Origin of the sequence: Cobetia sp. ICG0124, from assembly GCF_004006355.1 — a bacterium.
In the GTDB taxonomy this organism is placed as follows: domain Bacteria; phylum Pseudomonadota; class Gammaproteobacteria; order Pseudomonadales; family Halomonadaceae; genus Cobetia; species Cobetia marina.
On the sequence record NZ_CP024893.1, the window covers coordinates 407306 to 422628 of the forward strand.

Genomic DNA, 15323 nt, shown 5'->3' on the forward strand with positions numbered 1-15323 from the left:
CTCCATGCATTCCCACATGGATGAACATGCAGAAACCATGCGGAAGTCATGCAGAAGAAGACCCCCGGAGCGTCTTTACGCACATCGCTACGGAACCTCTATGAAAAGCGCAGAAATCAGAAACGCCTTCCTGACCTATTTCGAGAAGCAGGGGCATACCATCGTTCCCACCAGTTCTCTGGTGCCGAACAACGACCCGACCCTGCTGTTCACCAACGCCGGCATGGTGCCCTTCAAGGATGTCTTCCTGGGCCGTGATCCGCGTGGCTACAGCCGTGCCACCTCGGCACAGCGCTGCGTGCGCGCCGGCGGTAAGCACAATGACCTGGACAACGTCGGTTACACCGCACGTCACCACACCTTCTTCGAGATGCTGGGCAACTTCAGCTTCGGTGACTACTTCAAGCGCGAAGCCATCCAGTTCGCCTGGAAGTTCCTGACCGAAGAGCTGGGCCTGCCGAAGGAGAAGCTGTGGGTCACCGTGCACGTCAGCGATGACGAAGCCCGCGACATCTGGTTCAACGAGGTCGGCATCGATCAGAACCGCTTCTCGCGTCTCGACGAGGACAATTTCTGGCAGATGGGCGACACCGGCCCCTGTGGCCCGTCTTCCGAGATCTTCTATGATCACGGTGAAGACGTCGCCGGTGGCCCGCCGGGCAGCCCGGACGAAGATGGCGATCGCTACATCGAGATCTGGAACCTGGTCTTCATGCAGTTCGATCGTGATGCCGAAGGCACGCTGAACCCGCTGCCCAAGCCGTCCATCGATACCGGCATGGGGCTGGAGCGCGTCGCGGCCGTGATGCAGGGCGTGCACTCCAACTACGAGATCGACCTGTTCCAGAATCTGCTGGCGGCGGCGGCCGAGATCATCGGTCATGACAACATCACCACTCCCTCGCTGCGCGTGGTGGCGGATCACATCCGTTCGTGTGCCTTCCTGATCGCCGATGGCGTGCTGCCGTCCAACGAAGGGCGTGGCTACGTGCTGCGTCGCATCATCCGCCGTGCCGTGCGTCACGGTCACAAGCTGGGCGCGCGCGGCAGCTTCTTCTACAAGCTGGTCGCGGCGCTGGATGCCGAGATGGGCGATGCCTATCCGGAACTGCGCTCTGCGCGTGAGCAGATCGAGCGTGTGCTGCTCAAGGAAGAGGAGCAGTTCGCGCGTACGCTGGAGCACGGCATGAAGCTGCTCGAGGAGGCCATCGCCGAGCTGGATGGCAATACCCTCGACGGCGAAACCATCTTCAAGCTCTACGATACCTACGGCTTCCCCTACGACCTGACCGCCGACATCTGCCGCGAGCGCGAACTGATCCTCGATGAGGCCGGTTTCGAGGCCGCGCTGGAAGCTCAGCGTGAGCGTGCACGTGCTGCCAGCAATTTCGGGGGCGACTATTCCGCCAACCTGACGCTGGAAGGCGAGACGCAATTCACCGGCTATGATCACCTCGAGGGTGAGGCGACCGTCACCGCGCTGTTCGACAGCGAAGGCAATACGCTCGAGCGTCTCGAGGCCGATACCAAGGGCATCGTGGTACTCGATACCACGCCGTTCTATGGCGAGTCCGGTGGTCAGGCGGGCGATACCGGTTATCTACATCTGGAGGGCGGCCGTTTCCAGGTCAGTGATACCCAGAAGCAGGCCGGACATCATCTGCATCACGGTGTGCTGATCGAAGGTTCGCTCGCGGTGGGCGACGCGGTGCGTCCGCAGGTCGATGCAGATCTGCGTGCTGCCTCCGTGCGCAACCACTCCGCCACGCACCTGCTGCATGAAGCGCTGCGCCAGGTGCTGGGTGAGCACGTCCAGCAGAAGGGCTCGCTGGTGACGGCCGAGCGCCTGCGCTTCGACTTCAGTCACTTTGAGGCGATGACCGCAGAACAGCTCTCCGAGGTCGAGCGCATCGTCAATGCGCAGATTCTCGCCAACGCCGAGACCACCATCGAGTTCATGACTCTCGATGAAGCCAAGGCGCGCGGCGCGGCGGCACTCTTCGATGCCAAGTATGGTGAGCAGGTCCGCGTGCTGACCATCGGTCAGGATGCCTTCTCCATCGAGCTGTGTGGTGGGACTCACGTCAAGCGCAGTGGTGATATCGGTCAGATGCACATCATCGCCGAGACTGGCATCGCCTCCGGCGTGCGCCGCATCGAAGCCATCACTGGCCGTGCGGCACGTGATTTCCTGCTGGCGCAGGAAGCGACCCTGACTCGTCTGGGCGAGCGCCTCAAGGCCAAGCCGGAGCAGGTCGAGGAGCGTGTCACCAGTCTGCTTGAGCGCAACCGCGGTCTCGAGAAGGAGCTTGAGCGTCTGAAGGCCAAGCTGGCGTCCGCTTCTGCCAGTGACATGCTGAGCGACATCGCGGATGTCCAGGGGCTCAAGGTGCTGGCCAAGCAGGTCGAAGGCGTCTCCGGCAAGGAGTTGCGTGGCCTGATGGATGACCTGAAATCCAAGCTGGGTTCCGGCATTCTGGTGCTTGGCGTCGCGGATGGTGACAAGGTCAGCCTGATTGCGGGCGTCACCGATGATCTGACCTCGCGCATCAAGGCGGGTGATCTGGTGCGTCACGTGGCTGAGCAGGTCGGTGGCAAGGGCGGTGGTCGTGCTGACATGGCGCAGGCCGGTGGCAGTGATGCCGCATCGCTTCCCGGGGCACTGGCCGGCGTGCCAGCCTGGGTAGACGCCCAGCTGGGGTAAGAAGACAAGATGAAGGCCGGGCTTCTCGTGAGGAGACCCGGCCTCTTTTTGGGCCCGCATGAGTCTCATGTGGGGACAACGCAAACGGACACGGATAACGGAAACGCACATGGCGCTATACGTTCAGAAGTTCGGAGGCACTTCGGTCGGCTCGGTGGAGCGGATCAAGGCCGTCGCCGAGAAGGTCAAGCGATTCCGCGACGAAGGACATCAGGTTGTCGTGGTCGTCTCAGCCATGAGTGGCGAGACGAACCGACTGATCGGTCTCGCCAGCGAGATCAACGATGACCCGACGCCGCGCGAAATGGACATGCTGGTCTCTACCGGTGAGCAGGTGACCATCTCCCTGCTGGCCATGGCACTGCAGAAGATCGGTGTCGACGCGACCTCCTATACCGGCGCTCAGGTAGGCATTCGTACCGATAGCGCGCACACCAAGGCGCGTATCCAGCGCATCGACACCGATGACCTGCGCGAAGACCTCGATGCTGGCAAGGTCGTGGTGGTCGCTGGCTTCCAGGGGGTCGATGATGAAGGCAATATCACGACACTGGGGCGCGGTGGCTCCGATACCACCGGCGTCGCCCTGGCGGCAGCCCTCAAGGCGGACGAGTGTCAGATCTATACCGATGTCGATGGTGTCTACACCACTGATCCACGTGTGTGCTCCAAGGCACGTCGTCTGGAGACGGTGACCGTCGAGGAAATGCTGGAAATGGCGAGCCTTGGCTCCAAGATCCTGCAGATCCGTTCGGTGGAATTCGCCGGCAAGTACAATGTTCCCCTGCGTGTGCTGTCTTCCTTCGAGGATGGCCCGGGTACCCTGATCGTCGCTGAGGAAGAAGACAACATGGAAGAACCGCTGATCTCTGGCATTGCCTTCAATGTCAACGAAGCCAAGCTGACCCTGCTCAACACGCCGGACATTCCGGGTGTCGCCTCCAAGATTCTGGGCCCGATCGCCGATTCCAACATCGAGATCGACATGATCGTCCAGAACGTCTCCCCGGACGGCAATACGACCGACTTCTCCTTCACGGTGGCCAAGAGCGACTTCAAGGCGACCCAGCGTATCCTCAACGAGACGGTCATTCCGTCCGTCGGCGGCGGTGAGCTCAGAGGCGATGACAATATCGCCAAGGTCTCGCTGGTCGGTGTCGGCATGCGTTCCCATGCCGGTGTCGCCTCCAAGATGTTCCGCGTGCTGGCGGAAGAGGGCATCAACATCCGCATGGTGTCCACGTCCGAGATCAAGATCTCCGTTCTGATCGACGAGAAGTTCATGGAGCTGGCCGTGCGTGCACTGCACACCGCCTTCGGCCTGGATGCGGAAGCCGTCAGCGACGAGACTGCCTGATTTGCATTGAATTACTGACAAGGAGATCAGTCATGCTCATCCTGACCCGTAGAGTAGGTGAAACGCTGATGATTGGTGATGACATCACCGTCACCGTGCTCGGTGTGAAGGGAAATCAGGTGCGAATCGGTGTCAACGCACCCAAGGACGTCGCCGTCCATCGTGAAGAGATCTATCAGCGTATCCAGCGCGAGAAGGAAGACAATGGTGATGCCATCGCCTGATGGCATAAGGAAAAAATTCACTTTTTTCCTGGAAAGGGGGAGACAGACGACTTCTTCTTGGGTATTATTCCCGCTCCCTCGAACGAGACGCGACGACAGGCTAGCCATCGTCATGTTCTGGTTCATGCGGGGAGATTGCTTGGGGGCGCGCAGCCTCGAGCCTGTTGTCGAATGGTGATGAGATGCTCTGCATCGAAGCCAAAAAATCGACACAGGGGCTAGACAAAGCCCAATCAAATGAGTAAGATATGCGCCGTACCTGATGAGGAGAGGTGGCCGAGTGGCTGAAGGCGCTCCCCTGCTAAGGGAGTATAGGGTTTATAGCCCTATCGAGGGTTCGAATCCCTCTCTCTCCGCCATTAGGTACAAATGCAGTAAGATGCGCCCTTAGCTCAGCTGGATAGAGTACCTGACTACGAATCAGGCGGTCGGAGGTTCGAATCCTCCAGGGCGCGCCACTGCAATGCAAGACAAAGTCCTGAAGACATTTGAAATGCTCAGGCCACAGATTTCAAGGTTTATGCGCCCTTAGCTCAGCTGGATAGAGTACCTGACTACGAATCAGGCGGTCGGAGGTTCGAATCCTCCAGGGCGCGCCAATTGAAAAACCCGCTTCACTGAAGCGGGTTTTTCTTCGTCTGAAGAAAAGTCAGGCAGCGGATTCCGGCATGCGGGTCACCGATGTCAACAGACTCGGCGCCAATGCCAGCGAGGTACCTGCAACCAGACCGGTGAAGAATTCGGCGCGCCCCTTGTGGCGCTTGATGGCCTGGAAGCGACGTTCCGCTTCCTCGTTGCCGCTCTGGCGCATCATGTTCATCCACTGCTTGAGCAGCGGCACCATCACCTTGTCAGGCAGATGGGCGCAGCGTTCGGCGTGGGAGAGCAGCACCTGTGCACGCTGTGTCCAGTCCGTCTCGGGCAGCAACTCCCCGGTCATCTGCCAGTGCTTGATGCGCGCCGCGAGGAAGGGGTCGGCCAGGGCGGCACGCCCCAGCATCACATCGCGACAGCCGGACAGTGAGCGAGCCCGCCAGTAGCAGGGCATGTCCCAGATGTCCCCATTGGCAACGACCGGAATGGAGAGTTCGGACGTGATCTTGCCGATCCATTCCCAGTGCGCTGGCGGACGATAGCCTTCCTGTTTGGTGCGCCCATGCACGACCAGCTGCGTGGCGCCCCCGGCCTGGGCTGCCTGAGCGCATGCCAGTGCCAGGCGACGGTCGTTGAAGCCGAGGCGAATCTTGGCCGTGACGGGTACCCCGGTGCCCTTGAGGGCATTGCGCACGCCCTCCACCGCACGAAAGACGCGGTCCGGCGAGCGCAGCAGGGCTGCGCCTCCGTCGTGACGGTTGACGGTCTTGGCCGGGCAGCCGAAGTTGATGTCGACGCTGGGTGCCCCCAGGCGTGCCGCGACGCGAGCGTTGATGCCCAGCGCCTCGGGGTCGGCACCCAACAGCTGCAATGCGACCGGTGTGTCGTGTCGTGTGCGTGCCGTCCGTGTCGGGGAGGCTTCCAGCAGCTCCGGGCAGATACGCTTGAAGACGCGAGGCGGTAGCTTGACATGCGTCACGCGCACGAATTCCGTCACACACCAGTCATAGCCGCCAAGGCCGGTGAGACATTCGCGCGTGATGTCATCAATCACGCCTTCCATCGGCGCGATGCCGATGCGGCCAGCCCGCGCGAGGGCTTGTGGGGTCAACGATGGTGTCATTGCAATTGCCGTGGAATCAGGCACTTTAAAGCGATCAACAAGCACTGAATGCCGCTGCATGGGGGCGCGATGACGAGAATGACTCGAGGACACTGGCATGCAAGAGAATGATCTGCTCGGTGAAGGCTTGAACCTGATGGTGTTCGGGATGGGGTTCGTGTTCGTGTTTCTAAGTCTGCTGGTAGTCGCCATGATGGCGATGGCCAAGCTGGTGGACCGTTTTGCGCCCGCGCCGCTACCGGCTGCACCGCGCACGACGCGCGCGCCTGTCTCGGCGGCACCTGCAGCAGAGGATGACAGCGAACTGACGGCTGTCATGGCGGCGGCGATTCACCGCTTTCGCCAGGATCATCACAAGCACTGAGAGCGCCGGAGCGACACCGCAGCGAGAAAGCGGCGATTCTATCATGAGCCGTCCGGTGGGGAGACCACCTCTCGAGTGCAATATTCTGTGTGGCAGGCGCAGTGAAAGGCAAGCCTGCCACCACGGCAGAACCCGATATCCACATTATAAAGAACAAGGGATCACTCATGGACAAGCAACCGCTGGGCATCACGGATGTGGTCCTGCGCGACGCGCATCAGTCATTGCTGGCCACGCGCATGCGCCTCGATGACATGCTGCCGATCGCCGCCAAGCTGGACGACATCGGCTTCTGGTCGCTGGAGAGCTGGGGCGGCGCGACCTTCGACGCCTGCATCCGCTACCTGGGCGAAGACCCCTGGGCGCGCATTCGTGCCTTGAAGGAAGCGATGCCCAAGACTCAGCAGCAGATGCTGCTGCGCGCCCAGAACCTGCTCGGCTATCGTCATTACGCCGATGACGTGGTGGATGCCTTCGTCAAGCGTGCCGCGACCAGCGGTGTCGATGTCTTCCGTGTCTTCGACGCGATGAATGACCCGCGCAACCTCGAGCGTCCGCTCAAGGCAGTGCTGGATCAGGGCAAGCATGCCCAGGGCACCATCTCCTACACCGTGAGCCCCGTGCACACGCTGGAGATGTGGGTGGAGCTGGCGCAGAAGATCGAGTCCATGGGGGCCCAGTCGCTGGCGATCAAGGACATGGCGGGCCTGCTGACGCCGTATACCGCCTTCGAGCTGGTCTCGCGCCTCAAGGCGAGCCTGTCGATCCCGATCCACATGCAGTGCCATGCCACCACCGGGCTTTCCACCGCCACGGCTCTCAAGGCCATCGAGGCGGGCATCGACAACGTCGACACCTCCATCTCCTCGATGTCGATGACCTACGGCCACAGCCCGACCGAATCGGTCGTCGCGATGCTGGCAGGCACCGAGCGCGATACCGGACTGGACCTCGAGAAGCTCGAGGATATCGCGGCCTACTTCCGCGAAGTGCGCAAGAAATACGCGGCATTCGAGGGCAGTCTGCGCGGTATCGACTCGCGCATTCTGGTCGCCCAGGTGCCGGGTGGCATGCTCACCAACATGGAAGGCCAGCTCAAGGAGCAGGGCGCCGGTGACAAGCTGGATGACGTGCTCGCCGAGATTCCGCGCGTACGCAAGGACCTGGGCTATATCCCGCTGGTGACCCCGACCTCACAGATCGTCGGCACCCAGTCGGTGATGAACGTGATGATGGGCGAGCGCTACAAGTCGATCTCCAAGGAAGTGCAGGCGCTGCTCAAGGGGGAATATGGCGCGGCGCCGGCACCCTTCGACAGCGAACTTCAGTCCCGCGTGCTGGAAGGCGCCGAGCCGATCACCTGCCGCCCGGCAGACAACCTGACGCCGGAGATGGAGCGTCTGCGTGAGGAGCTCAAGGGCAAGGCCAGGGAGGAAGGTATCGCGCTGGAGAGCGGCGAACGCGAGACCGATGACGTGCTGACCTATGCACTCTTCCCGCAGATCGGCCTCAAGTTCCTGCGCAACCGTGGCAACCCGGATGCCTTCGAGCCCGCCCCGCAGGCTGTCGATGACAAGGCATCCAAGGCCGCCGCAGCGCCGGTCTCTAGTGCTCCGGCCGTCAGTGCTCAAGGCGCGTCGAGCGGCCCGCAGACCTACACCCTGAACGTCAACGGCAAGCAGTATGTCGTCGAGGTTGCCGAAGGCGGAGACATCACCCAGGTGCAGGCCAGCGAGCCTGCGGCATCGGCTCCGGCAGCCGCGCCGCACCTGCCGCCCAGGCCGCCTCCGGTGAGCCGGTGAATGCGCCGTTGGCGGGCAACATCTTCAAGGTCAATGTCGCCGTCGGTGACAGCGTGGCGGAAGGAGATGTCGTGATCATTCTCGAGGCCATGAAGATGGAGACCGAGATCCGTGCCCACCAGGCCGGTACCGTCTCCGCGGTGAAGGTCAAGGAAGGCGACAGTGTCAGTGTCGGCGACGTTCTGATCACCCTCTGAGCCGGTGTGTCCGGCCCGTCGGCATGTACGACGGGCCGGTCGGTGATGCTCCTCTGCAAGGCGACACGACATGGACAAGATACTCAACCTCTGGCACGGCTCGGGGCTCTACAACATGAGCTTCGGCCAGCTGGCGATGATCGTCATCGGCCTTGGCCTGCTTTATCTGGCGATCCGCAAGAACTTCGAACCCCTGCTGCTGGTGCCGATCGGCTTCGGCGGCATTCTGGCCAACATTCCGGAAGCCGGACTGGCGCTGTCTGCTGCCGAGCAGGCGGCGCATCTCGGCAAGCCGGAGCTGCTGGCTTCGATGGCCAATCTGCTCAACGTCAACATCGCCAGCCTGCCGCTGGATGAGGCGCGTCACGCGGTGGAGCAGGCACTGCATGGCGAGATTCCCGCAGTGCTCAAGCAGCAGGCCAGCAACATGGCGCTGGATGGTGGCTTCTCCAACGGCATGCTGTACAGCTTCTACAGCGTGGCGATCGCTTCCGGCATCGCGCCGTTGGTGATCTTCATGGGCGTGGGGGCGATGACGGATTTCGGCCCGTTGCTGGCCAACCCCAAGACCCTGTTCCTCGGGGCGGCGGCGCAGTTCGGCATCTTCGCGACGCTGTTGGGCGCGGTGGCGTTGACCTCGATGGGCCTGATGGACTTCAGCCTGCAGCAATCGGCGGCCATCGGCATCATCGGTGGTGCGGACGGCCCGACCTCCATCTACGTCGCCAGTCTGCTGGCACCGGAGCTGCTGGGGGCGATCGCCGTGGCGTCCTACTCCTACATGGCACTGGTGCCGATGATCCAGCCGCCGATCATGCGCGCGCTGACCACCGCCAAGGAACGCAGCCTGGTGATGACGCAGCTGCGTCCGGTCTCCAAGACCGAGAAGATCCTGTTCCCGCTGGTGCTGTTGATCATGGTGGCGATGCTGCTGCCGGACGCCGCACCGCTGCTGGGCATGTTCTGCTTCGGTAACCTGATGCGCGAGTGCGGTGTGGTGGAGCGTCTGTCGGATACCGCCCAGAACGCGCTGATCAACATCACTACCATCTTCCTGGGACTGTCGGTGGGCTCCAAGCTGCAGGCCGACAAGTTTCTGGCGGTGGAGACGCTGGGCATTCTGGCCCTCGGCGTGGTCGCCTTCGGTATCGGCACGGCCTGCGGGGTACTGATGGCCAAGCTGATGAACAAGGTCTCTAAGACGCCGATCAATCCGCTGATCGGGTCGGCCGGTGTCTCGGCGGTACCGATGGCGGCACGTGTCTCCAACAAGGTCGGGCTCGAGTACAACCCGCACAACTTCCTGCTGATGCACGCGATGGGGCCGAACGTGGCCGGTGTGATCGGCTCGGCGGTGGCCGCTGGGGTGATGATCAAGTACCTCGGCTGATCCTGTCCGCAGTACTGAGACGACAACGCCCGCCATGGCTTCCATGGCGGGCGTTGTCGTCTCTTGGGCCTTCATCAGCGGCGCTTTATCTTGTCTCGGCCGAGGGGCTGGAGGGCGTGGCAGAGACGGTGCGCTGGCCTGGCTGCATGCGAGATGCCGGGTCATGGATGGCTTGCCAGAGGCTCAGCAAGGCAGCGCGATCGACACGCTGACTGGGCAGTCGCTGGCTGTCGTCCAGAGAATGCCATTCACGTGTGCTGGTCTGGCGGGCCAGCGCGAAACGGAAGGGGTGGTAGCCGGGCGAGCCCAGGCGGGTATCGGTCACCGCCAGCAGCGTCTCACCCTCTGATGTCCGCTCGCGGCTCGCCCGCAGGTAGGGCGCGGCGAACCAGCGCAGACGCTGTCCATCCTCAAGCTTCCCGACCTCGGCATCCAGCGCTGGCTGGCGCGGGAAATCCCGTCGCGCCAGTGCCATCAATTGCTCGTCGGAATCGAAGACACCGACCATCCACTCGTGATCCGCCAGCGGCGTGACCACGCTGACCCGCCATAGCAGGCTGTTGAAGGGCGTGGGCTGCACCATGCGTGGGGCGTCCGCGAATCCCTGACTGGCCAATACCGGCGCCATGCGATGTTCCACCCAGCTCTTGGCGGCCAGCCCCCAGCCGAGATAGAGGCTCGAGAGCATCAGGCCAGTGACCAGCAATCGTCCTGCGTGGCCGCGTATGGCGACCCACAGGCCGGTGATCAGCAGCGGCAGGGCGTAGAGCGGGTCGATGATGAAGATGCTGGCCAGGCTCACCGGTCGGCTTGGCCATGGCCACAGCAGCTGGGTGCCATAGGTGGTGAAGGCATCCAGCAGCGGGTGCGTGATCAGGCACAGCAGGCAGTAGGCGATCAGGCGGCCACGCCCCAATGGTGCCAGGCGTGGAAGACGGGCGAGCAGCCAGCCGAGCAGAATGCCCAGCAGCCCCAGCACCGGCAGGGAATGGCTGAAGCCGCGATGATGGGTGTAATTGGCGACGGCGTCGCCGTAATCGATCATCACGTCGAGATCGGGCAGGGTGCCGAGTGCCGCTCCACCGAGCAATGCATAACGGATGGCAGCGCCGCGTCTTTCGACGGGCAAGTGTCGGATGGCGGGCGCCATGACGGCACCGCCCACGGCGGCTCCGAGGCAGATCTGGGTAAGGGAGTCCATCGGCGGGCTACCTGCGAGAGGGAAGGGGGAGTGAAGAGGACGAGCTGGTGTCAGGCATCCGCATGGATCGCCTCCAGGGCACCCGGCTCGGCCCAGCGCGGGCCGGCGTCCAGCACGCGAGCCTGTACCGGACAGTCGTCACGATGACAGCCCGGCAGATAGCCGCAGCTCATCAGCAGCTCGTTGACGATCTCGGGACCAGTGAAGCGGAAGGTCTTCTTGAACAGCTTGACCCAGGCGGACAAGGGTTGCGGATGATGGGCATCCAGCCATTGGAGAAAGCTGCCGTGCGAGTCCTTCATCTGCAGTACCACGCCCGCGTTGTGGATCACGGCATTGACCTTGAGGCGGTTGCGGATGATGCCGGCATCGCTCAACAGGCGCGCGCGCTCTTCATCTCCATAGGCGGCGATACGCGCGATATCGTAATTCTCGTAGGCCTCGCGAAAGGCCTCGCGCTTCTTGAGTACCGTCAGCCAGGAGAGGCCGGCCTGGTTGATCTCCAGCACGAAACGCTCGAACAGTACCCGGTCATCGCTGACCGGGAAGCCGTATTCGTGATCATGATAGGGACCATGAATCGGGTGCTGGGGAGCATTCTCGCAATAGGTGCTGGCAGTGACGACGTCGGCCATCAGTCCTCCTGCACCGCGAAGCGGCCACTGCCGAGAAAGACGACGGCCAGTGCGCTGGCGAGGAAGAAGCCTTGCAGTTCCAATGCCCAGCCACCGGACGATGACAGGCTCAGCAGCTGCCCCATGTGAGCCACCGCAATGGCGAACAGCATGTTGGCGACGACGATCAGGCCGGCGATGCGGGCGTGCACGCCGAGGATGAGCATGATGGGCGCAATGATCTCGCCGATGTAGACCCCATAGGCCACCACGCCTGGTATCCCCATCTTCTCCAGCTCGCCGGCGATCCAGCTCAACGTGCCGCCATCACCGAGCAGTTTCGAGAGGCCGTGGAACAGCAACAGCAGTCCCAGAGTCAGGCGCAGGATCAACTTGCCGAGGTCATCATTTTCGAGAAATTGCACGTCAGAGCTCCTTGCTCAGCGAGGGTTGCGGGAAATCAGCGAGAGAGGTCAGGCGTTGGGGTCGTCCACCAGCAGGCGCGAGAAGCGCACGATCTCGGCATTGCGATTCGCCCAGCCCAGACGCTCCCAGAAGCGGTGGGCCTCATGATTGTCATGCAGGGTATCCAGGTGCACCTTGTCGATGCCTTCCTGTGCCAGGGCGTCCAGGCAGCGCTCGACCAATGTTCTCGCGATCCCCTGGCCTCGCATGTCCGGGGCCGTCATCACATGTTGCAGGTAGCCGCGCTTGCCATCATGCCCGGACATGGCACATCCCACCAGCCGCACGCCGGAGAAGGCCAAGTGGCTCATGCCGGGGTTGCGGATCAGATAGCGCTCGACGGCGGCATACTCATCCGCCTTGCGGATCACCACCCCCGGGGTGGCCTCCATCATGTGCATGAAGGCCGAGTGGTCGGCGGGTGTCATGGGGCGATAGGTGACGGGTAGCATCGTATCAGTCGCGCGGGATATCGAAATGGCCCGGGCGCGCCGCGACACGTGCCAGCCACGCCTGTATGGCAGGATAATCATCCAGCGCGAAACCGCCTTCATCAGCGACATGCGTATAAGCATAAAGGGAAATGTCGGCGATCGTGAACTGATCCCCTACCAGCCAGTCATGTTCGGCGAGATGGTGCTCCATCACCCGCAGGGCACGCTTGCCGCCCTCCTGCTTGGCGGCGTACTCGTCACGGCGTTCCTCGGGCAGGCCGAGGTAGCGATTGATGAAGCGGGCAGTGGCGATGTAGGGCTCATGGCTGTATTGCTCGAAGAACTGCCACTGCAGCACCTTGGCACGCAGGAAGGGGTCACTCGGCAGATAATCGCTGCCATCGGCGAGGTAGTTCAGGATGGCGTTGGACTCTGACAGTGTCTCACCGCGATGCAGCTCCAGCAGCGGGATCTTGCCATTGACGTTGCGGGTCAGGAATTCCGGCGTGCGAGTATCGCCGGCCAGAATGTCGACTTCGATGTAATGGTGATGGCGTTCGAGAAGGTGCAGCAGCAGCTCGACCTTGTAGCAGTTACCGGAGCGGCGATCACCATAGAGCGTCAGCATGGAGGGATCAGCCCAGGATGAAGATGACGCAGGAGGCCGTCAGTGCCCCCATCACGCGGTTGAAGATCCTCCAGGCGCGATCGGTATTCAGCAGACGCCCGATGGCGGTGCCGAAGCCTGCCCACAGGGAGATGCAGGGCAGCGCCACCAGTTCCGCGAAGCTCGCCAGCAGGATCGCGTTGAGCCACACCGGCCCGTCTTCCGGGAGAAAGCCCGCCATCAGCGCGATACCCATGACCCAGGCCTTGGGGTTGGCGAACTGGAACAGCGCGGCTGCCAGAAAGCTCATCGGCCGTGCATCCTGTCGGCTCGACAGGTCGGGTGGTGGGGCCATGGCAATCTTCCAGGCCAGATAGAGCAGATAGCCACTCCCCAACACCTTGAGCAGTGTCTGCACGATGGGGTAGCGCTCGAAGACCAGTCCCAGTCCCAGCGCGATGCCGATGAACAGCACCAGGCAGCCGATCATGATGCCGAAGATATGCGGCAGGGTGCGCCAATAGCCATGATTGGCTCCGGAAGCCGTCAGCATGACGTTGTTGGGCCCCGGTGTCAGGGTCATCGACAGCATGTAGAGCGTGGCTGGGGCAAGAAAGGCGAGGGATTCCATGGGTGTCCTTCAGCGTGTGGGGCGTTGGCGTGATGCCGCATTATTGTATGGGTGCAATTGTGATGGATGTCGGCACGTTCCAGCATTTTATGGCTTGTTGGTGCCATGTTTTGAGCATAATCTGATGACAATTACCGTCAACAGGTTTTTTGTCACCATGACAATATGGACTCCGACACTTGATCCCACCCTGCCGCGCTATCGTGCGCTGGCGGAGGCCATCCGCCTCGATATCGCCTCAGGCCTGCTCAAGGAGGATGAGCGACTGCCGCCGCAACGCCGACTTGCGGATGCGCTGGGCGTGACGATCGGTACCGTGACACGCGGCTATGCCGAGGCCGAGCGACATGGGTTGGTCAGGGCGCGTGTGGGGAGCGGAACCTACGTCAATGCGCCGGTCAGCGCGGGGCCTGTGCCCGACAGGCGCTTCGGACATGCCTTGCATGCCAGGCCATCATTCGGGATCGCGGCGGAGTCGGATGACTCCCTTTCGGCATCCTCTGGTGTGATGGATCTCACCATGAGCCTGCCACCGCCGCATCCGGCGCGGCAGCAGGGGATGGCGGCGGCGCTGACCGCGATCAGCCACTCCCCCGAGGCATTGGTGCGGAGTGTCGAATACCAGAATGAATTCGGGGTGGGCAGTCATCGCCAATTGCTGGCGAGCTGGATGAGCGAGCTCGGCATGCCGGTCGACCCCGAGGAGCTGATGCTGACGCAGGGAGGGCAGAATGGCATTACTCTCGCGCTGTCGGCCTTGCTGGCCCCCGGAGAGGCGGTGGTCACGGGAGCGCTGACCTACCCCGGACTGATCGCCGCGAGTGCTGAGCGGGGCCTGAAGCTGCTGCGAGTACCGCTGGATGAGGAGGGCATGGATGTCGAGGCTCTGGCGCGGCTGTGTCGCCAGCAGGTGCCCAGGATGGTCTACGTGATGGCCGAGCAGAACAATCCGGGGGCGGCGCAGCTGTCCCACGCACGGCGAGAGGCGCTGGTTGCCCTTGCGCGCCAGCACGATTTCTGGATTCTGGAAGACGGCGTGCAGTATCTGCCGAGGGAGGAGTGCGGGACTCGTCTCTATCAGATGGCACCTGAGCGCACCCTGTATGTCTTCAGTACCTCCAAATTGCTGGCTGGCGGTCTGCGTCTGGGCGTATTGCGCGCCCCGGTGGAAGTGCTGTCCCGGATTGGCGCGGTGCTGCGCAGTCACAGCTGGATGGTGGCACCGCTGCTGATGGAAACGGTCTGCGCCTGGCTGACCAGTGGCAATGCGACACAGCTGGTGGACTGGCAGGTGGAGGAGATGCGGGCGCGCCAGCGACTGGCACGTACTCTGCTGGGGGAGTGGACGCTCTCTTCGCGGCCTTCATCGTTCGATCTGTGGCTGGTGCTACCCGAAGGGCAGCGTAGCCAGGCTGTGGTCGAGTCATTGGCTCGGCGCGGGGTACATGTCACCAGTGCCGAGCCTTTCTGTGTCGGCAATGAACCTCCACCACAGGCATTGCGGCTGTGCCTGAGTGCCGCCGAGAGTCGTGAGGTCCTGACGCGGGCCCTGGAGATCGTCCGTGAGGTGCTGCATGCCCCGCCGCCGTTGCGTTGCACGACGCTCTAGCCGCGGG

13 protein-coding genes, 3 tRNA genes and 1 pseudogene are annotated in these 15323 nt (G+C 62.5%); 10 read left to right on the plus strand and 7 right to left on the minus strand.

All coding sequences use genetic code 11. From position 1 onward, the window contains the following. Positions 1 to 100: 100 nt before the first annotated feature. The 6 genes from alaS (at position 101) to CU110_RS01945 (ending at position 4884) form a co-directional block, all read left to right on the plus strand. Positions 101 to 2704 carry an alanine--tRNA ligase gene (alaS, locus tag CU110_RS01920; RefSeq protein WP_084207844.1) on the plus strand — a complete coding sequence of 868 codons (2604 nt, stop codon included), beginning with the start codon at positions 101 to 103 and terminating at the stop codon, positions 2702 to 2704. A 109-nt stretch (positions 2705 to 2813) separates the two neighbouring features. Beyond that, complete coding sequence (locus CU110_RS01925) at positions 2814 to 4061, plus strand: aspartate kinase (RefSeq protein WP_077377982.1); 1248 nt, start codon at positions 2814 to 2816, stop codon at positions 4059 to 4061. Between the two features lie 32 nt (positions 4062 to 4093). Further along, a complete protein-coding gene (gene csrA / locus CU110_RS01930; protein ID WP_043332937.1) occupies positions 4094 to 4285 on the plus strand; it encodes a carbon storage regulator CsrA in 192 nt (63 codons plus the stop codon). Between the two features lie 266 nt (positions 4286 to 4551). Beyond that, positions 4552 to 4644, plus strand: a tRNA-Ser gene (locus CU110_RS01935). Positions 4645 to 4666: 22 nt separating this feature from the next. Then, positions 4667 to 4743: transfer RNA gene (locus tag CU110_RS01940), tRNA-Arg, on the plus strand. Positions 4744 to 4807: 64 nt separating this feature from the next. After that, positions 4808 to 4884, plus strand: a tRNA-Arg gene (locus tag CU110_RS01945). Positions 4885 to 4934: 50 nt separating this feature from the next. Here the strand turns inward: CU110_RS01945 and CU110_RS01950 are convergent. Continuing rightward, complete coding sequence (locus CU110_RS01950) at positions 4935 to 5942, minus strand: tRNA-dihydrouridine synthase family protein (RefSeq protein WP_127736643.1); 1008 nt, start codon at positions 5940 to 5942, stop codon at positions 4935 to 4937. A gap of 157 nt (positions 5943 to 6099) precedes the next feature. On the opposite strand from CU110_RS01950, the gene CU110_RS01955 reads away from it, so the two are divergent. The 3 genes and pseudogenes from CU110_RS01955 to CU110_RS01965 all read left to right on the plus strand — a co-directional run bounded on the left by CU110_RS01955 (position 6100) and on the right by CU110_RS01965 (position 9755). Continuing rightward, on the plus strand, positions 6100 to 6366 hold the full coding sequence (locus CU110_RS01955) for an OadG family protein (protein WP_084207845.1): 267 nt from the start codon (positions 6100 to 6102) through the stop codon (positions 6364 to 6366). 167 nt (positions 6367 to 6533) lie between these two features. Then, a pseudogene (gene oadA / locus CU110_RS01960) lies at positions 6534 to 8365 on the plus strand (sodium-extruding oxaloacetate decarboxylase subunit alpha). Positions 8366 to 8435: 70 nt separating this feature from the next. After that, entirely contained in the window at positions 8436 to 9755 is a 1320-nt protein-coding gene (locus tag CU110_RS01965) for a sodium ion-translocating decarboxylase subunit beta (protein WP_077377992.1), read from the plus strand. 85 nt (positions 9756 to 9840) lie between these two features. Here CU110_RS01965 and CU110_RS01970 read toward each other — a convergent pair whose 3' ends face one another. The 6 genes from CU110_RS01970 to CU110_RS01995 are packed head-to-tail and all read right to left on the minus strand — an operon-like array spanning position 9841 to position 13707. Further along, positions 9841 to 10956: a metal-dependent hydrolase gene (locus CU110_RS01970; protein WP_084207847.1), complete on the minus strand. Its 1116-nt coding sequence runs from the start codon at positions 10954 to 10956 to the stop codon at positions 9841 to 9843. Between the two features lie 50 nt (positions 10957 to 11006). Beyond that, the gene (locus CU110_RS01975; protein WP_084207848.1) at positions 11007 to 11591 is read right to left on the minus strand and encodes a DNA-3-methyladenine glycosylase I; all 585 of its coding nucleotides are present in this window, start codon (positions 11589 to 11591) and stop codon (positions 11007 to 11009) included. Further along, on the minus strand, positions 11591 to 11995 hold the full coding sequence (locus CU110_RS01980; RefSeq protein ID WP_077378001.1) for a DoxX family protein: 405 nt from the start codon (positions 11993 to 11995) through the stop codon (positions 11591 to 11593). Before CU110_RS01980 ends, CU110_RS01975 begins: the two co-directional genes overlap by 1 nt. A gap of 48 nt (positions 11996 to 12043) precedes the next feature. Continuing rightward, positions 12044 to 12487, minus strand: coding sequence for a GNAT family N-acetyltransferase (locus CU110_RS01985; protein ID WP_205632723.1), 444 nt, complete (start codon positions 12485 to 12487; stop codon positions 12044 to 12046). 4 nt (positions 12488 to 12491) lie between these two features. Then, positions 12492 to 13097 carry a glutathione S-transferase family protein gene (locus CU110_RS01990; RefSeq protein WP_077378004.1) on the minus strand — a complete coding sequence of 202 codons (606 nt, stop codon included), beginning with the start codon at positions 13095 to 13097 and terminating at the stop codon, positions 12492 to 12494. A 7-nt stretch (positions 13098 to 13104) separates the two neighbouring features. Then, positions 13105 to 13707, minus strand: coding sequence for a LysE family translocator (locus tag CU110_RS01995; RefSeq protein ID WP_077378007.1), 603 nt, complete (start codon positions 13705 to 13707; stop codon positions 13105 to 13107). Between the two features lie 157 nt (positions 13708 to 13864). Between CU110_RS01995 and CU110_RS02000 the strand changes: the two genes are divergently transcribed. Next, positions 13865 to 15316, plus strand: coding sequence for a PLP-dependent aminotransferase family protein (locus tag CU110_RS02000; protein WP_084207849.1), 1452 nt, complete (start codon positions 13865 to 13867; stop codon positions 15314 to 15316). Positions 15317 to 15323: the final 7 nt, after the last annotated feature.